Below are 25,785 nucleotides of genomic sequence, written 5' to 3' on the forward strand. Positions count from 1 at the left end.
GACCACCTGTGTCGGGAAGGAAGGCAGCGCCATGGCCAGACTGGACCTCGCCGAACTCACATCGGCGATCCGCGCGAACAACCCCACGTGGGTCGCGCGCGAGAACGTCGTCGCGACGCTCTCGGAGGAGAAGAAGAAGCGGATGCTGGGCGTCGTCGTCGACGAAGCAGCACTCCGCGCGGAGATGGCGCCACGCGCGGCCGCGGGGGCGCCTCCGGCGTTCGATCCCGCGGTCGACTGGCGCAATCGCAACGGGAACCACGTGACGCCGCCCAAGGACCAGGGCAACTGCGGCTCGTGCGTCTCGTTCTGCACGACGGGACTCGTCGAGTCGATGGCGTCGATCGAGAAAGGGCAGCGGCTCGACCTCTCCGAGGCAGACCTCCACTTCTGCTCGAACCACGGCGCGAACTGCGGCGGGTGGTGGCCGTCGCAGGCGCTCGACGAGATCAAGGCTCGCGGCATCCCCGATGAAGCGGCCTTCCCGTACTCGACCGCGTTCACCGGCGCCGGGGGCGCACCGGTCTGCAAGCTGGTGCCCGACCGCGACAAGCGGGCCGTGAAGATCACGGCGTGGAACGCACTGGCGAGCGCCGCCGATCGCAAGAACCACCTCACGACGAAAGGCCCCGTCTCGGCGGTGCTGGAGGTCTACGACGACTTCTTCTACTACGCGAGCGGCGTCTACCGTCACACGAGCGGCAACCTCGCAGGCCTTCACTGCGTGCTCGTCATCGGGTACTCCGAGGCCGAGCAGGCATGGATCGCGAAGAACAGCTGGGGCACCGGATGGGGCGACGGCGGCTACTTCAAGATCGCCTACGGCCAGGCCGGGATCGACACCACGTACCCGTTCCACGGGGCCGCGGGCGTCACGCTGCCGGGCACGCAGTTCAGCGGATGGGAAGACCTCGGCGGCATCCTCACGTCGCGTCCGCAGGCCGAGTCGTGGGGTCCGAACCGCATCGACGTCGTCGCGCGGGGCACCGACTCCGCCGTCTGGCACCGATGGTGGGACGGCTCGTCGTGGAAGGGCTGGGAGAGCCTCGGCGGCATCGTCCAGGACGGACCGGCGATCAGCAGCTGGGGATCGGGGCGACTCGACCTCTTCGGGGTCGGCACCGACCACAAGCTGTACCACAAGTGGTTCCAGGGCGGATGGAGCGGCTGGGAGAGCCTCGGCGGCTTCCTCACGTCCGAGCCGGCGGCCGTCTCGTGGGGACCGAACCGCATCGACGTGTTCGCCCGCGGTGGCGACTACGCGCTGTGGCACCTCTGGTGGGACGGCACCGCGTGGCGCGGCTGGGAGCGCCTGGGCGGCTACATCACGTCCGCGCCGACGGTGGCGTCGTGGGGTCCGAACCGTCTCGACGTGTTCGCCGCCGGCGGCGACTCGGCGATGTGGCACCTCTGGTGGGACGGCACCGCGTGGCGCGGCTGGGAGAGCCTCGGCGGGGTCATCACGGAAGCGCCCGGGGCCGTCTCGTGGGGGCCGAACCGTGTGGACGTGTTCGCGCGGGGCACCGACTCGCACATGTACCACAAGGCCTGGAACGGCAGCGCATGGGTCGACTGGCAGGACCTCGGCGGCATCCTCAGCTCGGGCGTCGGCGCGAGCTCGTGGGCCGCGAACCGGATCGACACGTTCGTGATGGGGACCGACAGCCACATGTACCACAAGTGGACGATCTGACCGGAGCAGCAGATGGAGCACGTCACAGCCCTCGCGGGCGAACCGTTCCGCATCGTGCTGGAGTCGTTCGGCGCAGCGGGATACGAGTGGCGGCTGCGTGACGATCAGCCCGGCCTTCGGCTCGAGGCTCGCGAGAGCCTCCCGCCGGAGGCCGGGTCGCCGCCCGGTGCGCCGCACTGGGTGGTCTTCACGCTCGTCGCCGAGACGGCCGGTGCCCACGAGGTCGTGTTCGTGCTGCAGCGGCCGTGGGAGGCGGAGCCCGTCGACGAGCGGGCCTTCACGATCGACGCGACGGACTGAACCACACCCGCGGGCACGGAGCAGCTCCACGCCGGGAGTCGCCTCCCGGGCGGCGCGTCAGAGTCCGACGCCGTCCTTCCAGACGCTTGCGATCAGCGGCACACCGGGTCGGTAGGCCAGGTGCACCCGCGTCGGCGCGTCGAGAAGCACCAGGTCGGCGCGCATCCCCGGCGCGATCGCGCCCACATCGTCGCGGCGGAGCGCTCGCGCGCCGCCCGCCGTCGCAGCCCATACGGCCTCGGACGGCGTCATCCCCATCTCGCGCACGGCGAGGGCGATCATCAGGGGCATCGAGCTGGTGAAGCTCGACCCCGGGTTGCAGTCGCTCGCGATCGCGACGGTCACCCCCGCGTCGATGAGACGCCGCGCGTCGGGATAGGGCTGGCGGGTCGAGAACTCGACGCCGGGCAGCAGCGTCGCGACGGTCTGCGACCCGGCGAGGGCCGCGACATCCGCGTCGTCGAGGTAGGTGCAGTGGTCGACGGATGCCGCACCCGCCGCGACGGCGAGCCGCACGCCTTCGCCGTGCCCGAGCTGGTTGCCGTGCACCCGCGGCAGCAGGCCGTGCGCGACGCCGGCCGCGAGGATCCGCTCGCTTTCGTCCGCCGTGAACGCTCCTCTCTCGCAGAACACGTCGATCCACCGGCTGTGCGCAGCGCAGGCCCGCAGCATCTCCCCCACCACGAGGTCGACGTATTCGTCGCGGCGCTCGGCGAACTCGGCAGGGACGACGTGCGCGCCGAGGAACGTGACCTCGGGGGTGACCTCGGCCGCAAGTCGGGCGAGGCGCGCCTCGTCGTGCACGGTCAGTCCGTACCCGGTCTTGATCTCGAACGTGGTCGTTCCCTGCGCGTGCAGCTCGGTCACGAATCCGGCCAGACGCGCCCGCAGCGCCTCGTCGCTCGCGCCGCGCGTGGCGGCGACGGTCCGGCGTATGCCGCCGGCGGCATAGGGCGTGCCGGTCATTCGCGCCTCGAACTCGTCGGCGCGGTCGCCGCCGAACACGAGGTGCGTGTGGCTGTCGACGAAGCCGGGGATCACCGCCCGGCCGGCCGCGTCGACGGTGCCCATGCCCGCTACCGGGGCCGGGGCATCCGCCGCCGGTCCGACCCATGCGATGCGCGTTCCCTCGATCAGCACCGCGGCGTCGGTGATCGTTCCGGCGAGGTCGCCGTCACGGGAGACGTTGGTCGTCAGCTCGCCGATGTTCGTGATGAGTGCGGCCATCGTCCGCCCGCCCTTCCGTTCTGTGTCGCTCTTAGCAGTGCTGAGCCGTGCTTAGCAGTGCTGAGCAGTGCTGTGCCGTCCGTGCCGTTCGTGCCGTCCGTGCCGTGCTCAGCCGTTCCAGCCGTCCGTGCCGTTCGTGCCGTCCGTGCCGTCCGTGCCGTCCGTGCCGTTTGTCCCGTCCGTGCCGTTCGTGCCGTTCGTGCCGTCCGTGCCGTTCGTGCCGTGCTCAGCCGTCCGTGCCGTCCCGTGCCGTCTGTGCCGTTCTGAGCAGCTCGAGCAGTGTCGTGTCCCGATTCTTGCGCTTCATGTCCCATCTTGCGCCGCCTCACGCCCCGGAATCCGGGAACAGTCGGGACACGGACGATGCTCGGGGCGCCGCCGGGCCCCACCCCGGGTCGAAACCGACCGTCGTCAGCGGTCGAGCATCGGCACGTTCAGCCCGCGCTCGCGCGCGACCTCCTTCGCCCGGTCGTAGCCCGCGTCGACATGGCGCATGACGCCGGTGCCGGGATCGTTCGTGAGCACCCGCGCGAGCTTCTCGGCGGCGAGATCCGTGCCGTCGGCGACGGTGACCTGACCGGCATGGATGCTGCGACCGATGCCGACGCCTCCGCCGTGGTGGATCGACACCCACGACGCGCCGCTCGCGGTGTTGAGCAGAGCGTTCAGCAGCGGCCAGTCGGCGATCACGTCGGAGCCGTCGGCCATCGCCTCGGTCTCGCGGTATGGGCTCGCCACCGATCCGGAGTCGAGGTGGTCGCGCCCGATGACGATCGGGCCGGCGAGTTCGCCCGACGCGACCATCTCGTTGAACTTCAGTCCGGCGAGGTGCCGCTCCTTGTATCCGAGCCAGCAGATCCGGGCAGGCAGCCCTTCGAAGTGCACGGCGTCGCCGGCCTTGTCGAGCCAGCGGACGAGCCCGGCGTTGTCGGGGAACAGCTCCCTCACGGCGCGGTCGGTCTTGCGGATGTCCTCCGGGTCGCCCGAGAGCGCCACCCAGCGGAACGGTCCGCGCCCTTCGGCGAACTGCGGGCGGATGTACGCCGGCACGAACCCGGGGAAGGCGAAGGCCCGCGCGAACCCGCCGAGCTCGGCCTCGCGCCGGATCGAGTTGCCGTAGTCGAAGACCTCGGCTCCGGCATCCATGAATCCCACCATCGCGGCGACGTGCTTGGCCATGCTGCCCCGCGCGCGGGCGGTGAAGGCCTCCGGGTCGCGCTCGGCCTCGGCCTTCCAGTCCTCGAATGCGACGCCGACGGGCAGGTACGCGAGCGGATCGTGCGCGCTGGTCTGGTCGGTCACGATGTCGATCGGCACCTTGCGCAGCAGCAGGTCGCCGAAGACCTCGGCGGCGTTGCCGACGACGCCGACGCTGAGCGCCTGACCGGCTTCCCTGGCCGCCACGACGCGGCTGATCGCAGCGTCGAGGTCGGTCGTGTACTCGTCGAGGTAGCCGTGCTCGACACGGCGGGCGAGGCGCGACTCGTCGACGTCGACGATGAGGACCGTTCCGCCGTTGAGCGTGACCGCGAGCGGCTGCGCGCCGCCCATGCCGCCGCATCCCGCAGTGAGGGTGAGCGTGCCGGTGAGGTCGTCGCGCCCGAGCGAGCGCGCGACGGCGGCGAAGGTCTCGTACGTGCCCTGCAGGATGCCCTGAGTGCCGATGTAGATCCACGAGCCGGCCGTCATCTGGCCGTACATCGTGAGTCCGAGCTCCTCGAGCTTGCGGAACTCCGGCCACGTCGCCCAGTCGCCGACGAGGTTCGAGTTCGCGATGAGCACGCGCGGCGCCCACTCGTGCGTGCGGAACACGCCGACCGGCTTGCCGGACTGCACAAGCAGCGTCTCGTCGGGTTCGAGCTCGTCGAGCGTGCGCACGATCGCGTCGAACGCCTCCCAGCTGCGGGCCGCCTTGCCCGTGCCTCCGTAGACGACGAGGTCTTCGGGATGCTCGGCGACCTCCGGGTCGAGGTTGTTCATGAGCATGCGCTTGGCTGCTTCGGCGCCCCAGCTCTTCGCGGTGCGCTCGCTGCCGCGCGCGGCGCGGACGGTCCGTGCGCCGGTCGCGCCGGGGTGGGTGGTGTCGGTCATGCTCTCGATTCCACACGTCGGCGACCCTCGCGACAACGCCCGCGTCAGGGCTCGTGTCTGGCATACCAGACGAGCGCCCGCGGTTGCCCGAGTGTGGGGCGACTGATGCAATGGGGACATGTCCGCCGCCACCTCCCGCACCGACCGCGAACGCGGCGAACGACTGCGCGCGTCGCTGCGCGGCCCCGGGGTGCCTTCGCGGCGCCTTCGCGACGAGCTGCTCGTCGACGAGATCCCCGAGCACGCCGCGCTCGCGAGCACCCCGCAGGACCCGTCGTGGCACCCCGAGGGCGACGTGCTCGTCCACTCGCTCTGGGCGGCCGACCTCGCCGCGCTGCACGCGGACGGAGCGGATGCCTCCGCCGACGCGCGGGAGCTGCTCGTGCTCGCAGCGCTGTGGCACGACATCGGCAAGCCCGACACGACGGCGCGCCGCGACGGCCGGATCACCTCATACGGGCACGCGGAGCGCGGCGCGGAGATCGCCGTCGCGCTCGGGCGACGCCTCGGGCTCCCCCAGCCGCTCGTGCGCGCGGCATCCGCCATCATCGCCACGCACATGGCGCACGTGTCGGTGCGCGGCCGCCCCTCCGCGAAGGCGGTGCGGCGGCTGCGCGCGGCCGGGACGTCGCTCGATGACTGGGCGGTCGTCGTTCGCTGCGACGGCGACGCGCGCGGCGCCGCGGCGCGTCCCGACGCGTCCGTGCCGTGGCTGCTCGTGGCGCACTCGCTCCCCGACTGACCCCTCCCCCATCCCACATCGGTTTGTGTGGAGTAGGTCGCGGAAACGACGTCCGCATACCGCAACCTTCTCCACACAATCCAGAGCGTGCGGAGCGCGGGGAGCGCGGGGAGCGCGGAGCGCGGGGAGCGCGGAGCGCGGGGAGCGCGGGGTCAGGCGGCGGGGAGGGCGGCGGCGGTCACGGCGCCGGACGCCACGAGGGCGGTCACGGCCTCCATGTCGGGCGAGAGGAACCGGTCGGGTCCGGGTCCGTCGGCGACGGTGCGGACGAGGTCGCGCACGGCGCCGGTCGCGGGTCCGGGCTGCAGCGGGGCGCGCAGGTCGAGCGCCCGCGCGGCGGTGAGCACCTCGATCGCGAGCACCCGGGCGAGTCCGTCGATGCCGCGGCGGAGCTTGCGGGCGGCGGCCCACCCCATCGAGACGTGGTCCTCCTGCATCGCGCTCGAGGGGATCGAGTCGACGGATGCCGGCACCGCGAGCCGCTTGAGCTCGGAGACGATCCCGGCCGCCGCGTACTGCGCGATCATCAGGCCGGAGTCGACGCCGACCTCGTGCGCGAGGAAGGGCGGCAGCCCGTGGCTGCGGGCAGGATCGAGGGCCCGGTCGGTGCGGCGCTCCGAGATCGAGGCGATGTCGGCGACGGCGATCGCGAGGAAGTCCAGCACGTAGGCCACCGGGGCGCCGTGGAAGTTGCCGTTGGACTCGACCCGGCCGTCGTCGGTGATGACCGGGTTGTCGACCGCGGCGGCCAGCTCGCGCGAGGCGATCGTGCGCGCGTGGTCGACGGTGTCGCGCGCCGCGCCGTGCACCTGAGGCGAGCACCGGAGCGAGTACGCGTCCTGCACGCGCGTGCACACGGCGGGATCCTTGTGCGAGGCGACGATGGGCGAGCCCGCGAGCACGGCGCGCAGATTCGCCGCAGAGACGGACTGGCCCACCTGGGGGCGCAGCGCCTGCAGGTCGGCGGCGAAGACCGCATCGGTGCCGAGCTGCGACTCCACCGACATGGCGGCGGCGATGTCGGCCGTGTCGAGCAGCACCGACAGGTCGTGCAGCGCGAGGAGCAGCATCCCGAGCATGCCGTCGGTGCCGTTGATGAGCGCGAGGCCCTCCTTCTCGCGCAGGACGAGCGGAGAGAGGGATGCCGCGGCCAGCGCGTCCGTCGCGTCGACCTGCTCGCCCGAGGCGTCGCGCACCGGTCCTTCGCCCATCGCGGCGAGCGCGACATGCGACAGCGGGGCGAGGTCGCCGGAGCACCCGAGCGAGCCGTACTCGCGCACGATCGGGGTGATGCCGGCGTTGAGCATGCCCGCGTAGGTCTCGACGACGAGGGGGCGGACGCCGGTGTGGCCGGTGGCGAGGGTCTGCAGGCGGAGGAGCTGCAGGGCGCGGACGACCTCGCGCTCGACCTCCGGGCCGGTGCCCGCCGCGTGCGAGCGGATGAGGCTGGCCTGCAGCTGCAGGCGACGCTCGGGGGCGATGAACGTCGTCGCGAGCGCGCCGAAGCCGGTCGAGATGCCGTAGTGCGGGTCGGGGTCGTCGGCGAGCCCCTCGACGAGCGCGCGGGTCGCGGCGACGCGGGCGAGGGCCTCTGCGGCGATCTCGACGGCCGCACCGTGGCGTGCGACGGCGACGACGTCTTCGGGGCGCAGGGGTGCCGCGCCGACCGTGACGACGTCGGGGCGGAGGTCGGTGACGGTGGTCATGCGTCGATTCCACACCGCGGGGGTGGCGCGCGACAGGTCGTGGTGGGATCCTGTGTCTGTCATGCCAGACACAGAGACTCCGTCCGCAGGCGACGCGCGCTCGTTCCTGCCTGCGGGGACCGCGGCCACGCACGCCCCCGCAACCGGCTCTCGCCCGCCGCCCGACGATCTGGCTTCGAGCTCTCGCCCGCAGGTGCCCGCCGCCGATCAGACCCTGCGGATCCTGTCGTTCCTCGCGCGCCAGCGCGGACCGGTCGCGGCCAGCACCGTCGCGACGACCCTCGGCATCCCCCGATCCAGCGTCTACCACCTGCTGGCGGCGCTCGAGGCGCACGGATTCGTCATCCACCTCCCCGCCGAGCGTCGGTGGGGACTCGGCACGGCAGCGTTCGAGCTCGCCGGCGGCTACTCCCGGCAGCAGCCCCTCGCCCGACTCGGTCGCCCCCTCGTCGCCGCGCTCGCCGACCGGGCGGGCGAGAGCGCGCACCTCGCCGTGATGACCGGACGCGACGTGCTCTACATCGTCGAGGAACGGGCACCCCGGCGTCCGGCCCTCGTCACCGACGTGGGCGTGCGGCTGCCCGCGCACTTGACCGCGACGGGTCGGGCCATGCTCGCGGCGCTCCCCCGCGAGCAGGTTCGGGCGCTGTTTCCGGATGCCTCGGCCTTCGCCGACCGCACCGGCCGGGGTCCGGCGCGCCCGGGCGAGCTGCGCGATGTCCTGCGGGAGGTGAGGGAGCGCGGGTACGCGATCGAGGACGGCGAGGTGACGCTCGGTCTGCGTTCGGTCGGCGTCGCGGTGCGCGACCATGCGGGCTGGCCGGCCGCGGCCATCGCGATCACCTGGCCCGTCGACGCGGAGCGTGACGCGGCGACGCTCGGAACGCTCATCTCCGAGGCTGCGTCCGAGCTCGAGCGGCGGATCGGGCGCGTCTGACCCGAAGGTGCGCCGGCGTCGATCCGGTCGTGTTCTCAGCGGACCACGAGTCGGGGCACGACCAGCACGTGGGCCTCGCCGGCGGCGAGGAGGCGGGGATCGACGACGCTTCCCGACGGCCCCATGAGCAGCTCGAGCACGCCGGCCGCGACCTGCTCGGGCAGCTGCTCGACGCTGCTGAGCCCGATCGCCTCGGCGGCCGGGGTGTTGTCGAAGCCGACGACGGGGAGGTCCGCACGACCCGCCGCGGCGGCGGCGAGATGCGCGCCGATGGCGAGCGAGTCGCTCGCGCACACGATCCCGTCGAGGTCCCTCGTGCGCGCGAGCAGATCGCCCGCCGTCGTGCGCGCCAGCCCGACGCTCTCCTCGCAGGCGACGCGCTCTCCGGTCGCGCCGGCGGCGGCCATCGCCTCGCGCCAGCCGCGTTCCCGGTCGTCGCCGGTCCCGGATCCGCTCGGCCAGCCGAGGAACGCGACGCGCGGGCCCGCCACGGCGAGGATGTGCTCGGTCGCGGCCCGGGTGCCCGCGGCGCCATCGACGTCGACCCAGAGGTGGGCGGGCGATTCCACGTCGTCGTCGCCCCACGGCCGCCCGAACGCGACGAACGGCACGCCGCGATCCGCAAGCCAGCGGGTGCGGGGATCGCCGTGGAACGTGCCTGTGATGACGACGGCGTCGACCTCGCCGCCATCGGTGAGTTCGCCCATGCGCACGATCTCCTCATCGGGGGTCCGCGCGGCGTAGAGCTGGATCCTCATCCCCCGGTCACCGGCCCGTTCGGTGAGCGCGTGCACGAACCGGTCGAGCACGACGCCCGAGATCCCGCCCGCGTAGGGGTCGAGATGGATGCCGATGGTCGAGCTGCGGCGCGTCCGCAAACGTCGTGCCGCCATGTGGGGGCGATAGCCGAGTTCGGCGATCGCACGCTCCACGCGCTCGCGGGTCGCCTCCTTGACGATCCCCGGCGTGTTGATCACGTTGGAGACGGTCTGGCGCGAGACGCCGGCGGCGAGGGCGACGTCCTCGACGGTGGGCGCTTTGGCCATCGCGGAGTCCTCCCCATGGAATTGATCGTTCGAATCGCCATCCTATGCGCGCGTCGAGCCTCTTGACAGAACGGTGACGAACTTCCTAACGTGTCTTCCAGCACGAAACTTTGATCGTTCAAACTTGCTCCCCGGCGGGTGACGATCAACCCCTGGGTCAAGAGTGACCCGTCACAGCTCATCGAAGGAGAAGAGACTCATGACACGGCAGAAGACACGCGCACTCGTCGGCGCAGCCCTCCTGATCACGGGCGCCCTCGCGCTCACCGCCTGCGGCTCCGGCTTCGACGACGGCGGAGGTGCGGGAAGCTCCGGCGAGGGAGACGCGACCGAGCTCACGTCTTCCGACGACGCCCTCACGATCCTCATCGGCTCCTCCGGCGACGCAGAGACCGACGCCGTCGAGTCCGCCGTCGCCGCATGGTCGGAGGAATCCGGCGTCGAGGCGAGCGTGCAGGTCGCCAGCGACCTTCCGCAGCAGCTCTCGCAGGGCTTCGCCGCCGGCTCGCCGCCGGACCTGTTCTACCTGGCGACCGAGGCGCTGGCCGGCTACGCCGGCAACGGGTCGCTCGTCGCGTACGGCGACATGCTCGCCAACGCCGACGACTTCTACCCCTCGCTCGTGCAGAACTTCACCGTGGACGACCAGTTCTACTGCGCGCCGAAGGACTTCTCGACGCTCGCGCTCGTCATCAACAAGGGGATGTGGGATGCCGCAGGCCTGACCGACGACGACATCCCGACCACGTGGGAGGAGCTCGACACCGTGGCGCAGACGCTCACCAAGGACGGCGTCGTCGGACTCGCCTTCGGCGCCGAGTACCAGCGAGTGGGGGCGTTCATGGCGCAGGCCGGCGGCACGCTCGTCAGCGACGACGGGACCGAGGCCGTGGCGAACAGCCCGGAGAACGTCGAGGCGCTCACGTACGTCAAGGACCACCTCGAAGCGGGAAGCTTCGCCTACGCCACCGACATCGGCACGGGATGGGGTGGCGAGGCGTTCGGCTCGCAGAAGGCCGCGATGACGATCGAGGGCAACTGGATCACCGGGGCAATGATGAACGACTACCCCGACGTGGACTACGTCGTCGCCGAACTCCCCGCCGGTCCGGTCGGCCCGGGCACCATGCAGTTCACGAACTGCTGGGGCATGGCCGCCGACAGCCCCAACCAGCAGGCCGCCCTCGAGCTCGTCGAGTACCTGACGAGCACCGAGTCGCAGCTCGCGTTCTCGGAGGCCTTCGGCCCGATGCCGTCGATCCAGTCGGCTGCCGACCAGTGGAGCGCCGACAACCCCGAGCTCACTGCGTTCCTCGCGGGCGCCGACTACGCGGTCGGCGTGCCGACCAATGACGGCATCGCCGCCGTGATCACCGACTTCAATGCGCAGCTGGAAAGCCTGAAGTCGGGCGACCCGCAGCAGATCCTCGACACGGTCCAGGCCAACGTCGAGGCCGTCGTGGGCTGATCCGGATGACCGCGACCGCAGTCGCACCCCGCCGCGCCGGAAAGGCCCGAAAGGGCCTCCGGCGCGGCGAGGCGCTCGCCGGCTGGCTCTTCACGGGCCCTGTCCTCATCATCCTCGGCGTCTTCCTCCTCATCCCGGTGGTCATGGCGCTCTGGGTGAGCTTCTCCGACTGGTCCGGTCGTGGCAGCCCCTTCTCGAGCGGTGTCAGCTTCGTCGGCCTCGAGAACTACGCGGCCATCACCACCGACGGCGGTCTCCCCACGCGGGACTTCGGCACGGCACTGCGCAACAACGGGTGGTACGTGCTGCTCGTCGTGCCCCTTCAGACGGCGCTCGCGCTGTTCCTCGCGGTGCTGGTGAACCGTGCGATCCTGCGCGGCCGCGGCTTCTTCCGGACGGCGTTCTACTTCCCGTCGGTCACCAGCACGGTCGCCATCACTGTGCTGTGGCTGTTCCTGTTCTCGGCGAACGGCGTCGTGAACGAAGCACTCTCCTGGATCGGGATCAGCGGACCGAACTGGTGGGCGGACCCGAGCGGAATCGTCCACAACGGGCTGGCCGCGGTCGGCGTCACGCAGGGACCGCCCGTCCTCACCGAGAACGACTTCCTCGGCCTGTCCTGGTGGGACTGGCTGGCAGGGCCGTCGGTCGCGATGACGGCGCTCATCCTGATGGCGGTGTTCACGACGAGCGGCACCTTCATGCTCCTCTTCATCGCCGCCCTGCAGAACATCGGCAGCGAGATCCAGGAGGCCGCGATGATGGACGGGGCCAACGGCTGGCAGCGCTTCTGGCGGGTCACCCTCCCCCAGCTGCGACCGACGCTGTTCACCGTCATCACGCTCGGCCTGATCGGGTGCTGGCAGGTCTACGACCAGATCTACACCGGCACGCAGGGCGGCCCCGGCAAGACCACGATGACACCCGCGTACCTGTCGTACACGTCCGCCTTCCTCGGGCAGGACTGGGGTCAGGGCGCCGCGATCGCGTTCATCCTCTTCGCGATCATCGTCGCGTTCACGGCGTTCCAGAGGTGGGTGCTGCGCGAGCGCCCCGTGTCGAAGCGTCGCGCCCGCCAGTACCAGCAGCCTTCGCGGCCGTCGACGGCCTCGCCCGCGGTCGCCGCGTCGGCACGGGTTCCCTCCGTTCCCGAACCCACCACGACCGACCCCACGAAGGAGGACGAGCGATGACCGGCACGACGCTGTCCGAGACGCTGCTCCTCAACCAGGAGGCGCCGCGCACTCCGACCCCCACACGTCAGCGACTCCTCTCGCGCCGGATCGTGTGGCAGATCCTGCTGTACGCCCTCCTCATCGTCCTCGCGGTGATCTACATCTATCCCTTCCTGGTGCAGGTCGCGACGTCGTTCAAGACGGAGGCCGAGGCGGCCTCCGATCCGATCTCGCTGATCCCGCAGACGTTCACTTTCGCCGCGTACGAACGGCTGTTCGGCCGCAGCGACTACCCGGTGTGGTTCGCCAACTCGACGATCGTGACGATCTGCGTGACGCTCGGCCGCGTGTTCTTCGTCTCGCTCGCGGGCTACGCGCTCGCCCGCCTGCAGTTCCGTGGCCGCGGGCTCGTCTTCGCAGCCGTGGTCGCCGTGATGGCTGTGCCCGCGGTCGTCCTGCTCATCCCGAAGTTCCTCGTGATCAATCAGCTCGGCATGTACGACTCGTATGCGGGCATGATCATCCCGCTCCTCGTCGATGCGGCCGGCGTGTTCATCATGAAGAACTTCTTCGAGTCGATCCCCGTGTCTGTCGAGGAGCAGGCGCGGATCGACGGGGCAGGAGCGTTCCGCCTGTTCTGGTCGGTCGTCCTGCCGATGGCGCGACCCGCTCTCATCACGATCGTGATCCTGTCTTTCCAGGGATCGTGGAACGAGCTGAGCCATTTCATCGTCTCGACCCAGTCGCCCGAGCTGACGACTCTGACCAAGGGCGTGGCGTCGCTCGCCTCGGGTCAGCTCAGCCAGGGATCGCAGTATCCGATCAAGCTCGCTGCGGCGGCCATCATGACGATCCCGGTCGCCGTGATGTTCTTCGTCTTCCAGCGCCACATCATGAACACCGCCGAAGGAGCCGTCAAAGGATGACCGCCGCCGATGAGAGGGTCCAGCCCCTCCAACCACTGTTCGACGACGCCATCGTCGTCCTGCGCGCGCCGACCCAGGTCTGGTCGGGTCCCGACGGCGGGATCGGCGGGCAGCCCATCGACGGCGTCTATCACGGCGACGTGCGGCACGTCCGCGCTCTCTCGGCGCAGTGCCGGGACTCCGAGGTCGAGTGGATCTCGACCGCGCCGCACGGCCCCTCCCGGGTCGTGTTCGGCGGGCTGCTGCGCGGGCTCGACGACCCGTCACCCGATCCGAAGGTGCGTCTGCTGCGAGATCGGCGCGTCGCCGACGGCCGGATGACCGAGACCTGGACGATCGCGTCCCGCCTGCCCGTTCGCCTCGAGACGGTGCTGACGCTGCGGATCGAGCCGGAGTTCGCCTCGCTCCACGATGTGAAGGCCGGGATCGCGGCATCCGCTCCCCTCGCCATCGAGACGACGGATGCCGCAGCCATCGTCCGGTCGGGCGATCAGTCGTTCGTCCTGGCCGCGCCGGGCGCCGCCGTCGGCACGGTCGACGGCGCGCTCACCGCGACGTGGCCGGTCGCGGTCGCACCCGGAGGCACGGTGTCGGCGTCGTTCACGATCGACCTCCACGATCCGACTCTCGTTGTCCACGGTGCGCCGTCGTCGTGGACCGGGGTGGGCGCGCGCCCGGGCGAGACCGCGCATCCGCGCCTCGACCGCTGGCTCGACGTCGCCCTCGGCGACCTCGACGCCCTCCGTCTGACCCTCCCCTCGGATCGCGACGAGGGCGAGGGCGACGCGTTCTTCGCCGCCGGCGCGCCCTGGTTCTTCACGCTCTTCGGACGCGACTCCCTGTGGGCAGCGCGTCTGGTCCTCCCGCTCGACGCGGGGGTCGCGGCATCCACTCTGCGCGTTCTCGCGGCCGTGCAGGGCGTCGACGACGACCCGGCGACGGCGCAGGAGCCCGGGAAGATCCTTCACGAGCTGCGGTCGTCGGCGCTCGAGATCCCGGGCGAAGGAGTCGTGCTGCCGCCGCGATATTACGGCAGCGTCGACTCGACACCGCTGTGGGTGTGCCTGCTGGCCGACGCCTGGCGTGCCGGGATGCCGGAGTCCGAGGTGCGCGCGCTGATCCCCGCCCTGCGGGGCGCCCTGCGCTGGATCGTCGAGTCCGGCGACAGCGACGGCGACGGGTTCCTCGACTACATCGACCGCAGCGGGCGGGGTCTCGCGAACCAGGGCTGGAAGGACTCGGGCGACTCGATCCAGTGGCGCGACGGGCGTCTGGCCGAAGGTCCGATCGCGCTGTGCGAGGTGCAGGGCTACGCGTACGAGGCGGCACTGGCCGGCGCCGAGCTCCTGGAGCGCTTCGGCGGCGACGAGGACGGGGTCCGCGAGGACGGGGTCGGCGACGGCGACGCTCTGGATCCGCGCGCGCTGCGGGAGTGGGCCGCGTCACTGCGGGCGCGGTTCCGCGAGGCGTACTGGGTGGAGACGCCCGAAGGGCGCTATCCCGCGATCGCCCTCGACCGCGAGAAGCGGCCGGTGGACACGCTCACGAGCAACATCGGCCACCTCCTCGGCACGGGCATCCTCGACGCCGGGGAGGAGCGAGCGATCGCCGAGCTGCTGCTGGCGGGATCGATGTCGTCGGGGTACGGCATCCGGACCATGTCGACCGGAGCGGACGGATACTGGCCGCTGTCCTACCACGGCGGCAGCGTCTGGGTGCACGACACCGCGATCATCGCGCGCGGGATGCGGCAGGCGGGGCTCCACGACGCGGCGCGCGCCGTCGCGGGCGGTCTCCTCGCCGCGGCCGAGGGCTTCGACTATCGCGTGCCCGAGCTGCACGCGGGCGATCCTGCGACGGAGTCGTCGGTGCCGACCCCGTACCCGGCCGCCTGTCGACCGCAGGCGTGGTCGGCCGCGGCGGCGGTCGTGTGCCTCGAGATCCTCCGAGACAGCTGACGCTTCGGGTCAGTCGACCTTCGCGACGGTCCCGCCGGTCAGCCGGACGAGCTCGTCGTACGTCAGCGGGAAGACGGTGTGCGGCGTGCCGCCGGCCGCCCAGACCTCGTCGTAGTCGGCGAGGTCCTCGTCGACCACGGTCGTGAGGGGTGCGGGATGCCCCGTCGGGGCTACGCCGCCGATGGCCTGGCCGGTCGCCTGCCGCACCTGCTCGGGGGTCGCGCGGCGGATGCTCTCGCGCCCGAGACGCTCGGCCAGCGCCGCGGTGTCGACCCGATGCGCCCCGCTCGTCATGACGAGGAGCGGCTCGTCGTCGGACCAGAACACGAGGCTGTTCGCGATGGCGCCCACCTCGATGCCGAGCGCTGCCGCGGCGAGCGCGGCGGTGGAAGCGGCATCCGGCAGCACGACGATCTCGCCGGAGATCCCGGCTGCGCGAAGGGAGTCGTGGACGAGGACGCTGCGGGCGGGGAGGTCGTTCGGCGCGGTCACCCGACCAGCCTACGAGGGGTCGGCGACCCGACCGTGCGCGAGGATCTCGGCGTGCGGCATGAGCAGCCAGCCGTCGTCGGCGGCAGCCCACTCCCGCCAGCCGTCCGAGATCCGCTGGAGGAGTCCGTCGTCGGCGCCGGCAGCGCGGGCCGATTCGGCGAACGAGGAGTGCAGCGCCCGGTCGGCCCACGCCCCGCCCCACCAGGCCCGGTCCGCGGGCGACTCGAACAGCCACAGGGTCGCGGTGGAGCGGATGTCGGGGAGCCCCGCCGCCATCGCCCAGGACTTCAGGCGTCGCCCGGCGGCGGGCTCACCCGACACGCTCCGGTGCGTCGCCAGGTAGAGGCGGTGCCACTCGTCGAGGCCCGGGAGCCGGGGGAACCAGATGGTGCCCTCGTAGTCGACGTCGCGGGCGGCGACGATTCCGTCCGGTCCGGCGACGCGTCCGAACTCGCGCAGCGCGTCGACCGGACGCGCGAGGTGCTGCAGCAGCTGATGGGCGTGCACGACGTCGAACTCGCCGTCGGCGTACTCGAGCGCGTATGCGTCCGCGACGGCGAACGAGAGGTTCGGCGCTCGGTGATCGGCAGCGGCCTGGTCGACGACGTCGGCCGAGGCATCCGCGCCCACGACTCTGCCGGGAGCGACGAGCGTCGCGAGGTCGGCGGTGATCGTACCGGGGCCGCTGCCGACATCGAGGACGGACAGACCCGGCCTCAGGTGCGGCAGGAGGTACGCCGCCGAGTTCTCGGCGGTGCGCCACCGGTGCGCTCGGAGGACGCTCTCGTGGTGACCGTGGGTGTACGGGTCGGGCATGCGCCGACAGTACCTCGCTGAGCACTCTGGCGCAGGAATGTGACGACGGCTCGCGATGACGTCGCATTCTGCGCCACGTCGCGCGTGGCGGTTGAACACTTCGCCAGACGGTGTTCCAATAGAAGTGGATGCCGCAAAGCCGCGGCGTCCGCAGCGCACTGCCCACAAGGCCCGCCGAAGGAAGAACGCGATGACGCACGCCATGCCCACTCTGCCCCTGCCCGACTTCTCGCACGAGCGGGTGGAGGTGATCACCGGACGGCGAAGCGGACTGTTCATCACCGTCGCGCTGCACTCCTCCGTTCTCGGCTCCGCTCTCGGCGGCGCACGCCTGTGGACCTACCCGCACTGGAGCGACGCCCTCGGCGACGCCCTGCGCCTGTCGGCGGCGATGACGCTGAAGAACGCGGCGGCCGGGCTCGACGCCGGTGGCGGAAAGTCCGTCATCGCCCTGCCCCAGGGCACCGTCCTCGACGCCGAGCGTCGCCGCGCCGCCTTCCTCGACCTCGGTGACGCCGTCGAGTCGCTGCAGGGCCTGTACCGCACCGCCGAAGACGTCGGCTCGACCACCGACGACATGCTCGTGGTGAGCGAGCGCACCGAGCACGTCGTGGGTCTCCCCGATGCCGTCGGCGGCTCGGGCGAACCCGCCGGCCCGACGAGTCTCGGCGTGTACGAGTCGCTGCGGGCCACGCTCGAGCGCGTGACCGGGTCGGCCGACCTGCAGGGTCGCCGCATCACCGTCTCCGGCCTCGGCCAGGTGGGCAGCCGCCTCGCCGTGCGCATGGCCGCCGAGGGTGCCATCCTCACCGTGACGGACGTCAACCCCGCCAAGCGCGACCTCGCCCTCGAGCTCGGCGCCGACTGGAGCCTTCCCGGCGAGGAGCACCTCGTTCCCGCCGACGTGTTCGTCCCGGCCGGCATCGGCGGCCTCCTCACCGACGACGTGATCGACGCGCTCGACGCGAAGGCCGTGTGCGGTCCCGCGAACAACCCTCTCGCCGCGCGGAGCGGCGCCGACCGACTGGCGGGACGCGGCATCCTGTACGCGCCCGACTTCGTCGTGAATGCGGGCGGCGTGATCTACCTCGACCTCGAGGCGAAGAAGATCGGCACGCGCGCCGAGGTGATGGCGCGCGTCGCCGAGATCGGCGACACCGTGCGCCGGGTGTTCGACGAGGCCGAGGGACGCGGCGTCACTCCGCTCGAGGCCGCCGAGGGTCTCGCCGCCGAGCGACTCGCCGCCGGCGCGAACCGGCACGCCCTGGCCCGCTGACCCGTTCCGGGGCGCCCTCCTGACAGGGCGCCCCGGGACGTCGGTCGTGGCAGTCACGGTGGGACTTGGTCCCACATCCTTCGGAATCCCGTTCCATACCGACCGTTCGGATGGCAGGATGAGAGTGGCGCAGCGTCGCGCCGCCCGATCGAAGGAGATCCGTTGTTCACCAGTGCGTACCCCGACGTCGACATCCCCGACCTGAGCATCTACGACTACCTGTTCGGCAGCCTCGAGGGCGACGATCTGGGCAAGGTCGCGCTCATCGATCCGGCGACGGGGACCGAGACCACCTATGGCGTGCTCCGCGCTCAGATCGACGCGTTCGCGGGTGCGCTCGCGGCTCGCGGAGTCGGTCCGGGGGCCGGCGAGGGCGAGCAGACCGTGCTCGGACTGCTGTGCCCGAACGTGCCGGCGTTCGCCACGGTGTTCCACGGGATCCTTCGCGCGGGTGCCACCGTGACGACCATCAACTCGCTCTATACCGCGGGCGAGATCGAGAAGCAGCTGCGGGATGCCGGGGCCACCTGGCTCATCACCGTCCGTCCGCTCCTCCCCCAGGCGGCGGCCGCCGCGGAGGCGGTCGGCATCCCGCATGAGCGCGTCATCGTGCTCGACGGAGCCGCCGGGCATCCGAACCTGCGCGAGCTGCTGACCGAGCAGGCGCCGGCGCCGCAGGTGTCGTTCGATCCGTCGACGCATGTCGCCGTGCTGCCCTATTCGTCGGGCACGACCGGCATCCCCAAGGGAGTCATGCTGTCGCATCGCAACCTGGTCGCGAACGTGCAGCAGTGCCGCACCAACATCGATCTGCGCGACACGGATCGGGTGCTCGCGGTGCTGCCCTTCTTCCACATCTACGGCATGACCGTGCTGCTCAATCTGGCGCTGCGCCAGGGCGCGAGCCTCGTCACGATGCCGAAGTTCGACCTCGTCGAGTTCCTCACGAACATCCAGCAGCATCAGTGCACGTACCTGTACATCGCTCCGCCGATCGCGGTCGCGCTGGCGAAGCATCCGATCGTCGACCAGTTCGACATATCGAGCGTCCACACCGTCTTCTCCGGGGCCGCGCCGCTCGACGGCGACACCGCCGAGCTGGCGGGTCGGCGGATCAACGCCCGCATGATGCAGGGCTACGGCATGAGCGAGCTCAGTCCGGTCTCGCACGCGATGCCGTTCGAGCGCGACGACATCCCGGTGAGCTCGGTCGGCGTGCTGCTGCCCAATCAGGAGGCGAAGCTCATCGACACCGCGACGGGCGAGGAGATCGCAGAGGTGGGCGCCGAGGGCGTGACGCTGCCCGGTGAGCTGTGGGTGAAGGGACCGAACGTCATGCTCGGCTATCTCGGCAAGCCCGAAGCGACTGCCGAGACCCTCGACGCCGACGGGTTCCTGCACACCGGCGACGTCGCGGTCTACCACGAGGGCGGCTACTTCTCGATCGTCGACCGCGTGAAGGAGCTCATCAAGTACAAGGGCTACCAGATCGCGCCGGCGGAGCTCGAGGCGCTGCTCCTCGGCCATCCGAAGGTGATGGATGCCGCGGTCATCGGCGTGCTCGACGACGACAGGCAGGAGATCCCCAAGGCGTTCATCGTCGCCGCTCCCGACTCCGGTCTCACCGAGGACGAGGTCATGGCCTTCGTCGCCGAGCACGTCGCCCCGCACAAGAAGGTGCGTCGCGTCGAGTTCATCGACGCGATCCCGAAGTCGAGCGCCGGCAAGATCCTCCGCAAGGACCTCCGGGCGCGCGAGGTCGCACCGGTCTGACCTCGCATGACCTGAAGTCGGGACCCCGCTTCCCGACGACGAACGGCGCGAGCGGATGTCTCGACCCTGCGGTCGCGCACTCGTCGTCGGGACCTCGCTTCCCGGCGACGAACGGCGAGCGGATGCCTCGACCCGCGTGGCCCGGCGTCCGCTCGTCGCGCGAGGGCTAGGTTGGCGCCATGGATGGCGTGTGGCTCGCCGCTCTGAGCGGCCTGATCGGCGGCGGCACACTGCTCGTGGGCGCCGCCGTCGCCTGGTTCGTCGACATTCCGCAGCGTGTCGTCGCGGGCATCATGGCGCTCGGCGCCGGTGTGCTGATCTCGACGCTGGCCTTCGAGCTCGTCGAGGAGGCCGCCGACGTCGGAGGGCTCATCCCGACATCGATCGGCTTCCTGGTCGGCGCGATCCTCTACATCGTGGCGGACTGGCTGGTCTCGCGACCGAAGGAGCCGCGGCCGGCCACACCGGCGAACATCGTCGCCCGACGCCAGGGCGCGAAGCTGGCCGGCGGCACCGGCGTCGCGATCGCGATCGGCGCACTGATCGACGGCATCCCCGAGTCGATCGTGATGGGCCTGTCGGTGTTGCAGGGCGGGATCAGCATCCCGATCGTGGCGGCGATCGCCATCAGCAACTTCCCCGAGGGGCTGGGCTCGACCGCAGCACTCAAGAGCAGCGGGTCGAGCGGGCGGAGGATCGCGCTGCTGTGGTCGAGCATCGCCGCCGTGACCGTGATCGCCGCCGTCCTCGGCTACGTCGCGTTCCAGTCCGCGCCGGTCGGCCTCATCGCACTCATCACGACCGTCGCCGCGGGCGGCCTGCTGGCAATGGTCTGCAACACGATGATCCCCGAGGCATTCGATGAGCAGCAGGCACTCACCGGGCTGTATGCCACGATCGGTTTCCTGGCGGCGTTCCTGCTGCACGAGCTCGCCTGACCAGGACTCCGGCTCACGCAAGCCTCGTCCGAGCCGGGATCCGGCTCGGGCACCGCCTCGCCTGAGCCCGGACCCCCTTCGAGCACCCGCCTCGCCCACGCGCGCCCCCACGCGAGCACCCGCCTCGCCTGAGCCCGAACCCCACTCGAGCACCCGCCTCGCCTGAGCCCGGACCCCACTCGAGCACCACCTCGTCCGGGCACGGACCCACTCGAGCACCCGCCTCGCCTGAGCCCGGACCCCACTCGAGCACCACCTCAGCCGGAGACGGACCCCACTCGAGCACCCGCCTCGCCTGACCGGCACTCCAGCTCCAGACCCAATCGCGCGACAGGGACTCCAGCCCGAACACCCACCTCACCTGAGCGTTGCGGCTGATGGGCGGAAGCAGCATACGCGGCGGGGCACCGCCCGCACCGGCGCACCGGCGCACCGCCGAAACTGCCGGCGAAGTGCCTTCTCTCGCGCGTTCGCGATCGTCAGCTCAGATCGAGCACGACTCGGAAGGGCGCCGGGCCGTCGTCGGCTGCGCGCATCACCTCGTGGTGTCGACGATCGATGGGGTGCGTCGACGCGGCGCCGACGCGGCGAGCCCGATCGATGTCGTCGGTCTCCATCGCGTAGACGATGACCGGGCCGTCGCTGGTATCCAAGATGATCGCAGTCTCGTGGGACACGCCTTCTGCCCGCAGCGTTTCGATCGCTTCGCTGCGAAGCGGACCGTTCACCTCCCCCAGCCAGTGCTCGACGGACGCTCGCATCTCGGGATTCAGCCGACGCACGCTCATATGTATCACCGAAGAATGCTAGAGCGCCGAGGCCCCAGGACGTGATGGCTTCGCGTCGTCGTGGGTCGATCGATCCAGCCCGTTCGTTCCCCAGGCGGATCGGTCCGGGGTCGAACTTCCCCCGCGTCGATCACTCCCAGCCGGATCGACACCCGGCTCGATCACTCCCAGCCGGATCGACACCCGGCTCGATCACTCCCAGCCGGATCGACACCCGGCTCGATCACTCCCCGCGTCGATCACTCCCAGCCGCGTCGATCACTCCCAGCCGGATCGACACCCGGCTCGATCACTCCCCGCGTCGATCACTCCCAGCCGCATCGACACCCGGCTCGATCACTCCCCGCGTCGATCACTCCCAGCCGGATCGATACCCGAGCAGATCTGTCCCGCGTCGATCCGTCCCCGGGTGGATGGCCGTCCCCCGGACGTGATCCGTCAGCACGGTGGGTCGGCACCGCCATGGACAGCAGGCCGGAACGTGGGCACGCGCCGTTCGGGCTCGACGCGGTATCGGCGACCGCTGGGAGACGTCCATTCGAGCGCACCACCGCTCTCGTCGATCTGGCGCACGGCCCAGCCGCCATGGTGCTTCACGATGTGATGCCCCTTGCAGATCGGCGCGAGATTCTCGAGTGAGGTCGATCCGCCGTGCTCCCACGCGATCGTGTGATCGATCTCGCACCGGGAGGCCGGCATCCCGCATCCGGGAGCCATGCACCGGTCTGCGCGCCATTTCACGATCTTGCGCAGCCCCGGTGGCGGCCGGTACTGGTCGCGGCCGACGGACAGCACCGCCCCGGTCTCGGGATGGGTCAGGATGCGCATCCAGCCGTCCGCGCCGGCGCAGAGGTCTCGTGCCGTCCTGAGCGGGATAGGTCCGACGCCTTCGACGACCGGCGGTTCCGCACCGGCGGCGACGTGATCGAGCAGCGCCAGTGCGGGCACCGTCACGGCGACAGACGCCCTGATGCCGCGCGCCACCGCAGGGACAGCCGTCGTCTCGCCCTCGACCAGCAGGTCTCCCAGCACATCCGCCCGGATCTGATCCAGCGAGCGCGCCTCGTCGTCTGTCGCTGCGATCGCCTTCGCCATCGCGGTCACTCGGGAGTGGATCGCCCGGGCCTCGACGGCGGGGAGGAACGCAGACAGCCACGCCATCCCGTCGTCGGCCGGATCGACGATCACGCGCCGCTTCTCGAGCGCAGCCTCATGGCGCTCGTCGAGCGTCTCCGACCGCACGGTCTCGATCAGCTTCCGCAGAGACCGCCGAAACGGACCGACCGACTCAGACTCGGCCAGTTCGACCGCGCGGGGAACGATCCGGTCCGCGAACTCGGGCTCGACTCCGATCATCGCGTCGACGAAGATCGCCGCGTGCCGCTCCGTCGTGCGCGCACCGCTCAACGCGGCAAGCATCTGCGGATACCGATGCACGAGGGACTCCGCGCGCGAGATGAGCTCGCCGGCCGCGTGCTCGGTCACCCGCAGCGCTGCCGCGAGCTCGAGGCGCACTCCCCGCTCGACGATCTCGCGCGCGCCCGCGCCCCGACCGAACGCATCGGCGAGCGCCTCGCGCCGCATCGCATCGACCCGTTCCAATTGCTGGGCGGCGAAGACGGACATCATCGACGCGACCTCCACCACGAGATCGACCGCGTCCGGCACATCGCACTCGACGAAGTCGACCCACTCGCCCGGCGCGTCCGGCGCGTGCTCGGGATGGTGGTTCATAGTCTCGAGATTAGAACATACCTCCGACATTGATCCTGCTCGGGCGCCGTCGCGATGATCTATTCGTCGGCACACGCGGATCGGCATCCCGGTGCGCGGAGCACACGCAGCCGGTGCGCGGAGCACACCGAGCCGCGCCGACGCCCGTCCACCCGAGCCCGAGCCCCGCTGACGGCCCGTCCACCCGAGCCCCACCGACGCCCGTACACCCGAGCCCCGCCGACGGCCCTTCCTCCCGAGCCCCGCCGACGCCCGTCCCCCCGAGCCCGAGCCCCGCCGACGCCCCGTCCCCCCGAGCCGCGGCAGGCGCTCCACCCGAACCCGAACCCGAACCCGAACCCGAACCCGAACCCGAACCCGACCCGAACCCGAACCCACCCCCACCCCCACCCCAGAAACTCCCACCCCCGCGAACGCGCACCCCGAGACGCCCACCCCCAGGATGCCCGCCCCCGAGAACGCCGGATGCCGCGCCCCGGCCAGGACGCGGCATCCGCTCGCTCACTCAGCCGGGCGTCACGGCTGCACCCATGGCGAGGGCGCCGGCGGCACGACCACGGGCGGCCGGTCGTCGCAGGTGATCGTGTTCGGAAGCTGCCACGCGCCGGCCCACGGACCGGTCGTGCCGCCGCCGTCGTTGCCGCCGAGGTCGGTCACCGAGAACTCCGATCCCGCAGGCGTGAAGTGGAACGTTCCGCAGTTGTTGATGCCCACCGCCCCGACGTTCCGGGCGTCGACGTTCTCGAACGACGCACCACCGGCGATCCGGGCACTCAGCACCGACGTGCCCGTGCCGTCGATCCGGACGTCGGCGAACGACACGTCGGACAGCGAGTACAGGTCCTTCACGCCCCACTCCGACACGAGCATGATCGCGTTGTAGGTGCTGTCGAGGTAGTGGTCGCCGGTCACGCGGATGCCGGAGATCGAGCCGTCGAGGGCGTAGATCCAGAGCGATCCGAGCCCGATGTTCCAGTTGAGCTCGCGCGTGCCGGCGCGAGCGGTCGTGTTGTCCTGGAAGGTCAGCGTGCCCGCGAACGGATGGGCTCCGAACCGCGACCCCGCGTGCAGCGCGCTGCCCTCGCGGATGGTGTCGGCCACCAGGTTGCCCGACACCGTGATGTCGGTGCCGCCGTAGATCGCGATGCCGTTCGCGAGCGTGGGCGTCTGCACGGTGTTGTGGTCGAACACGTTGCCCGCGTTGGTCGGCGTCGTGCCGCCCTTCGACTCCGCCCACATGGCGAGGCCGTCGTCTCCGCTGTTGCGCACGAAGTTGTTGCGCGCGACCGAGTCGGTGACCCCGAGGTGGAAGTTCAGCGCGTCGGCGATCTGGTCGACGATGATGTTGTCCTCGACCACGACATCGGACATCGGCCCGTCGAACCACATCCCGACCTTGGTGTGCTGGATGTGGAGGCCCGAGAAGGACGAGTCGTGGAAGGCGCCGCCGATCCCGTTGACCTGGTCGGTGTCGATGCGCTCGCGCACGTCTCCCTCGATCGCGAAGCCCGACAGGTGCACGTCGCGGCTGCCGCCGGCCGAGGCATCCTTTCCGTAGAAGCCGACTCCGGTGTGCGTGGATCCGTCCGCCGAGGGCTCGTCGAGAGCGACCTCGGATCCCTTGATCTTCGTGTACCAGTGACCGGCACCGCGGATGGTCACGTCGTCGACGATGATGTGGCGGTCGACGCGGAACGTGCCCGGCGGCACGTACACGATCAGCCCGGCCTTCTTCGCGAACGCGATCGCCCGGTCGAACGCGTTCGCCGAGTCTCGACGCCCGGTGGGGTCGGCGCCGAACGCCAGCACGTTCGACGCGGCGAGTGTGACGTACGGCCTTCCGACGAGTTCGGTGTCGATGAGGTCGATGACGGTCCAGGGGATGCCCGCAGGCGCGGTGAGGCGGATCTTCTCCCCCGCCTTGTACGTCTTGCCGAGCAGCATCCGCTCCTCGTCGTAGAACTTCATCGGCCGGAACGGCGTCGCGAAGGTCGGGCTGGGCGCGGTCGCCGCGGGCACGCAGGCGCACTCGGTGACCCACCAGTCGGCATGCAGCAGACCCGCCCCGGGGTCGTTCGAGAACGGGTACTGGTTGTAGAGGTACGCGTACTGCGAGGTCATGGGGAGCGACTTCTTCTGCTTCCCGGCGGTGACGCCGAGCGTCGCGGTGAGTCCACCGCCGGCCGCGGCATCCGGGATGCTGTAGCGCACCGTGATCGCGTTCGCCGCCTCGGGGAGCGTGAACTCGACGTGCTGCCCGGGCAGCAGCTTCACGGCCTTGCGGCCGGACGCCTCGGCCTCGACCGTGTAGGCCTCGCGGCCGGCACCGATGACTGTGCCGTTGGTGACGGCATTCTCGGCCTCCTGCTCGAGGAACGCGACGTCGGCGCCGCGCCCGGCGACGAGCGCGGGGGCGAGCGCCGCACGCGTGACGAACGGAGCCGCTCCTGCCTGCGGCGGAGCGGCGGAGGCTGCGGGGGCCGCGACCACCACACCGAGGGTGAGGGATGCCGCGGCCACGGCCGCGACGAGGGTTCTGGATCGTGTCATCGTCGACTCGCTTCATCCGGGGGCACGGGCGACGTCGCCCGCTCGGCGCCAATCTAGGCGGACCGAGCGGACGACATCAAGCCTTTGTCGCGAATTGCCGTGAATCTGTCGTATTCTTGCACAGTCTCCGTAAGTCCATGCAAGTCTTG

The 25,785-nt window shown here is 71.0% G+C and carries 20 protein-coding genes; 11 read left to right on the plus strand and 9 right to left on the minus strand.

Annotated features, from left to right (window positions below):
- Window positions 1–31: 31 nt before the first annotated feature.
- Together EER34_RS14550 and EER34_RS14555 are read left to right on the plus strand one after the other, a co-directional pair.
- Window positions 32–1,693, plus strand: coding sequence for a DUF8189 domain-containing protein (locus EER34_RS14550; protein ID WP_127475998.1), 1,662 nt, complete (start codon window positions 32–34; stop codon window positions 1,691–1,693).
- A 12-nt stretch (window positions 1,694–1,705) separates the two neighbouring features.
- On the plus strand, window positions 1,706–1,993 hold the full coding sequence (locus EER34_RS14555; protein WP_127476000.1) for a protease inhibitor I42 family protein: 288 nt from the start codon (window positions 1,706–1,708) through the stop codon (window positions 1,991–1,993).
- Between the two features lie 57 nt (window positions 1,994–2,050).
- Here the strand turns inward: EER34_RS14555 and hutI are convergent, their stop codons facing one another.
- Together hutI and hutU are read right to left on the minus strand one after the other, a co-directional pair.
- Window positions 2,051–3,220, minus strand: a complete 1,170-nt coding sequence (hutI, locus tag EER34_RS14560; RefSeq protein ID WP_127476002.1) for an imidazolonepropionase — start codon at window positions 3,218–3,220, stop codon at window positions 2,051–2,053.
- 411 nt (window positions 3,221–3,631) lie between these two features.
- Window positions 3,632–5,311, minus strand: a complete 1,680-nt coding sequence (gene hutU / locus EER34_RS14565) for a urocanate hydratase (RefSeq protein ID WP_127476004.1) — start codon at window positions 5,309–5,311, stop codon at window positions 3,632–3,634.
- Window positions 5,312–5,429: 118 nt separating this feature from the next.
- Between hutU and EER34_RS14570 the strand changes: the two genes are divergently transcribed.
- Window positions 5,430–6,053: an HDIG domain-containing metalloprotein gene (locus tag EER34_RS14570; protein ID WP_127476006.1), complete on the plus strand. Its 624-nt coding sequence runs from the start codon at window positions 5,430–5,432 to the stop codon at window positions 6,051–6,053.
- A gap of 152 nt (window positions 6,054–6,205) precedes the next feature.
- Here the strand turns inward: EER34_RS14570 and hutH are convergent, their stop codons facing one another.
- Window positions 6,206–7,759, minus strand: a complete 1,554-nt coding sequence (hutH, locus tag EER34_RS14575; RefSeq protein WP_127476008.1) for a histidine ammonia-lyase — start codon at window positions 7,757–7,759, stop codon at window positions 6,206–6,208.
- A 193-nt stretch (window positions 7,760–7,952) separates the two neighbouring features.
- Here hutH and EER34_RS14580 point away from each other — a divergent pair, with 193 nt between their 5' ends.
- The gene (locus EER34_RS14580) at window positions 7,953–8,696 is read left to right on the plus strand and encodes an IclR family transcriptional regulator (protein ID WP_240642427.1); all 744 of its coding nucleotides are present in this window, start codon (window positions 7,953–7,955) and stop codon (window positions 8,694–8,696) included.
- 35 nt (window positions 8,697–8,731) lie between these two features.
- Here the strand turns inward: EER34_RS14580 and EER34_RS14585 are convergent, their stop codons facing one another.
- A complete protein-coding gene (locus EER34_RS14585) occupies window positions 8,732–9,742 on the minus strand; it encodes a LacI family DNA-binding transcriptional regulator (protein ID WP_127476012.1) in 1,011 nt (336 codons plus the stop codon).
- A gap of 199 nt (window positions 9,743–9,941) precedes the next feature.
- On the opposite strand from EER34_RS14585, the gene EER34_RS14590 reads away from it, so the two are divergent.
- The 4 genes from EER34_RS14590 to EER34_RS14605 are packed head-to-tail and all read left to right on the plus strand — an operon-like array spanning window position 9,942 to window position 15,269.
- Window positions 9,942–11,210 (plus strand): sugar ABC transporter substrate-binding protein, encoded by a 1,269-nt coding sequence (locus tag EER34_RS14590; RefSeq protein WP_127476014.1) that lies wholly within the window; start codon window positions 9,942–9,944, stop codon window positions 11,208–11,210.
- A gap of 5 nt (window positions 11,211–11,215) precedes the next feature.
- Window positions 11,216–12,403 carry a carbohydrate ABC transporter permease gene (locus EER34_RS14595; RefSeq protein ID WP_127476016.1) on the plus strand — a complete coding sequence of 396 codons (1,188 nt, stop codon included), beginning with the start codon at window positions 11,216–11,218 and terminating at the stop codon, window positions 12,401–12,403.
- On the plus strand, window positions 12,400–13,311 hold the full coding sequence (locus tag EER34_RS14600) for a carbohydrate ABC transporter permease (protein ID WP_127476018.1): 912 nt from the start codon (window positions 12,400–12,402) through the stop codon (window positions 13,309–13,311). Before EER34_RS14595 ends, EER34_RS14600 begins: the two co-directional genes overlap by 4 nt.
- Window positions 13,308–15,269, plus strand: coding sequence for a glycogen debranching N-terminal domain-containing protein (locus EER34_RS14605; RefSeq protein WP_127476020.1), 1,962 nt, complete (start codon window positions 13,308–13,310; stop codon window positions 15,267–15,269). Before EER34_RS14600 ends, EER34_RS14605 begins: the two co-directional genes overlap by 4 nt.
- Window positions 15,270–15,278: 9 nt before the next feature.
- Here EER34_RS14605 and EER34_RS14610 read toward each other — a convergent pair whose 3' ends face one another.
- Both EER34_RS14610 and EER34_RS14615 read right to left on the minus strand, forming a co-directional pair.
- Complete coding sequence (locus EER34_RS14610) at window positions 15,279–15,761, minus strand: YbaK/EbsC family protein (RefSeq protein WP_127476022.1); 483 nt, start codon at window positions 15,759–15,761, stop codon at window positions 15,279–15,281.
- Window positions 15,762–15,770: 9 nt separating this feature from the next.
- Window positions 15,771–16,577, minus strand: coding sequence for a methyltransferase domain-containing protein (locus EER34_RS14615; protein ID WP_127476024.1), 807 nt, complete (start codon window positions 16,575–16,577; stop codon window positions 15,771–15,773).
- Window positions 16,578–16,767: 190 nt separating this feature from the next.
- Between EER34_RS14615 and EER34_RS14620 the strand changes: the two genes are divergently transcribed.
- From EER34_RS14620 to EER34_RS14630, 3 genes are all read left to right on the plus strand, one after another.
- Window positions 16,768–17,853, plus strand: coding sequence for a Glu/Leu/Phe/Val dehydrogenase family protein (locus EER34_RS14620; protein ID WP_127476026.1), 1,086 nt, complete (start codon window positions 16,768–16,770; stop codon window positions 17,851–17,853).
- Between the two features lie 162 nt (window positions 17,854–18,015).
- Window positions 18,016–19,626, plus strand: coding sequence for an AMP-binding protein (locus EER34_RS14625; RefSeq protein ID WP_127476028.1), 1,611 nt, complete (start codon window positions 18,016–18,018; stop codon window positions 19,624–19,626).
- A 179-nt stretch (window positions 19,627–19,805) separates the two neighbouring features.
- Complete coding sequence (locus EER34_RS14630; protein WP_127476030.1) at window positions 19,806–20,564, plus strand: ZIP family metal transporter; 759 nt, start codon at window positions 19,806–19,808, stop codon at window positions 20,562–20,564.
- 479 nt (window positions 20,565–21,043) lie between these two features.
- Here EER34_RS14630 and EER34_RS14635 read toward each other — a convergent pair whose 3' ends face one another.
- The 3 genes from EER34_RS14635 to EER34_RS14645 form a co-directional block, all read right to left on the minus strand.
- Complete coding sequence (locus EER34_RS14635; RefSeq protein ID WP_240642433.1) at window positions 21,044–21,352, minus strand: DUF6176 family protein; 309 nt, start codon at window positions 21,350–21,352, stop codon at window positions 21,044–21,046.
- Window positions 21,353–21,790: 438 nt separating this feature from the next.
- Window positions 21,791–23,086, minus strand: coding sequence for an HNH endonuclease signature motif containing protein (locus EER34_RS14640; RefSeq protein ID WP_240642399.1), 1,296 nt, complete (start codon window positions 23,084–23,086; stop codon window positions 21,791–21,793).
- A 516-nt stretch (window positions 23,087–23,602) separates the two neighbouring features.
- Window positions 23,603–25,636 carry a glycosyl hydrolase family 28-related protein gene (locus tag EER34_RS14645; protein WP_127476034.1) on the minus strand — a complete coding sequence of 678 codons (2,034 nt, stop codon included), beginning with the start codon at window positions 25,634–25,636 and terminating at the stop codon, window positions 23,603–23,605.
- Between the last annotated feature and the right edge of the window lie 149 nt (window positions 25,637–25,785).

It is taken from the genome of Microbacterium sulfonylureivorans, assembly GCF_003999995.1.
Taxonomy (GTDB): domain Bacteria; phylum Actinomycetota; class Actinomycetes; order Actinomycetales; family Microbacteriaceae; genus Microbacterium; species Microbacterium sulfonylureivorans.

Coding starts and splice junctions, on each gene's coding strand:
- EER34_RS14550 (WP_127475998.1), top strand. CDS start 32: ATGGCCAGACTGGACCTCGCCGAACTCACATCGGCGATCCGCGCGAAC.
- EER34_RS14555 (WP_127476000.1), top strand. CDS start 1,706: ATGGAGCACGTCACAGCCCTCGCGGGCGAACCGTTCCGCATCGTGCTG.
- hutI (WP_127476002.1), bottom strand. CDS start 3,220: ATGGCCGCACTCATCACGAACATCGGCGAGCTGACGACCAACGTCTCC.
- hutU (WP_127476004.1), bottom strand. CDS start 5,311: ATGACCGACACCACCCACCCCGGCGCGACCGGCGCACGGACCGTCCGC.
- EER34_RS14570 (WP_127476006.1), top strand. CDS start 5,430: ATGTCCGCCGCCACCTCCCGCACCGACCGCGAACGCGGCGAACGACTG.
- hutH (WP_127476008.1), bottom strand. CDS start 7,759: ATGACCACCGTCACCGACCTCCGCCCCGACGTCGTCACGGTCGGCGCG.
- EER34_RS14585 (WP_127476012.1), bottom strand. CDS start 9,742: ATGGCCAAAGCGCCCACCGTCGAGGACGTCGCCCTCGCCGCCGGCGTC.
- EER34_RS14590 (WP_127476014.1), top strand. CDS start 9,942: ATGACACGGCAGAAGACACGCGCACTCGTCGGCGCAGCCCTCCTGATC.
- EER34_RS14595 (WP_127476016.1), top strand. CDS start 11,216: ATGACCGCGACCGCAGTCGCACCCCGCCGCGCCGGAAAGGCCCGAAAG.
- EER34_RS14600 (WP_127476018.1), top strand. CDS start 12,400: ATGACCGGCACGACGCTGTCCGAGACGCTGCTCCTCAACCAGGAGGCG.
- EER34_RS14605 (WP_127476020.1), top strand. CDS start 13,308: ATGACCGCCGCCGATGAGAGGGTCCAGCCCCTCCAACCACTGTTCGAC.
- EER34_RS14615 (WP_127476024.1), bottom strand. CDS start 16,577: ATGCCCGACCCGTACACCCACGGTCACCACGAGAGCGTCCTCCGAGCG.
- EER34_RS14620 (WP_127476026.1), top strand. CDS start 16,768: ATGACGCACGCCATGCCCACTCTGCCCCTGCCCGACTTCTCGCACGAG.
- EER34_RS14630 (WP_127476030.1), top strand. CDS start 19,806: ATGGATGGCGTGTGGCTCGCCGCTCTGAGCGGCCTGATCGGCGGCGGC.
- EER34_RS14635 (WP_240642433.1), bottom strand. CDS start 21,352: ATGAGCGTGCGTCGGCTGAATCCCGAGATGCGAGCGTCCGTCGAGCAC.
- EER34_RS14640 (WP_240642399.1), bottom strand. CDS start 23,086: ATGAACCACCATCCCGAGCACGCGCCGGACGCGCCGGGCGAGTGGGTC.
- EER34_RS14645 (WP_127476034.1), bottom strand. CDS start 25,636: ATGACACGATCCAGAACCCTCGTCGCGGCCGTGGCCGCGGCATCCCTC.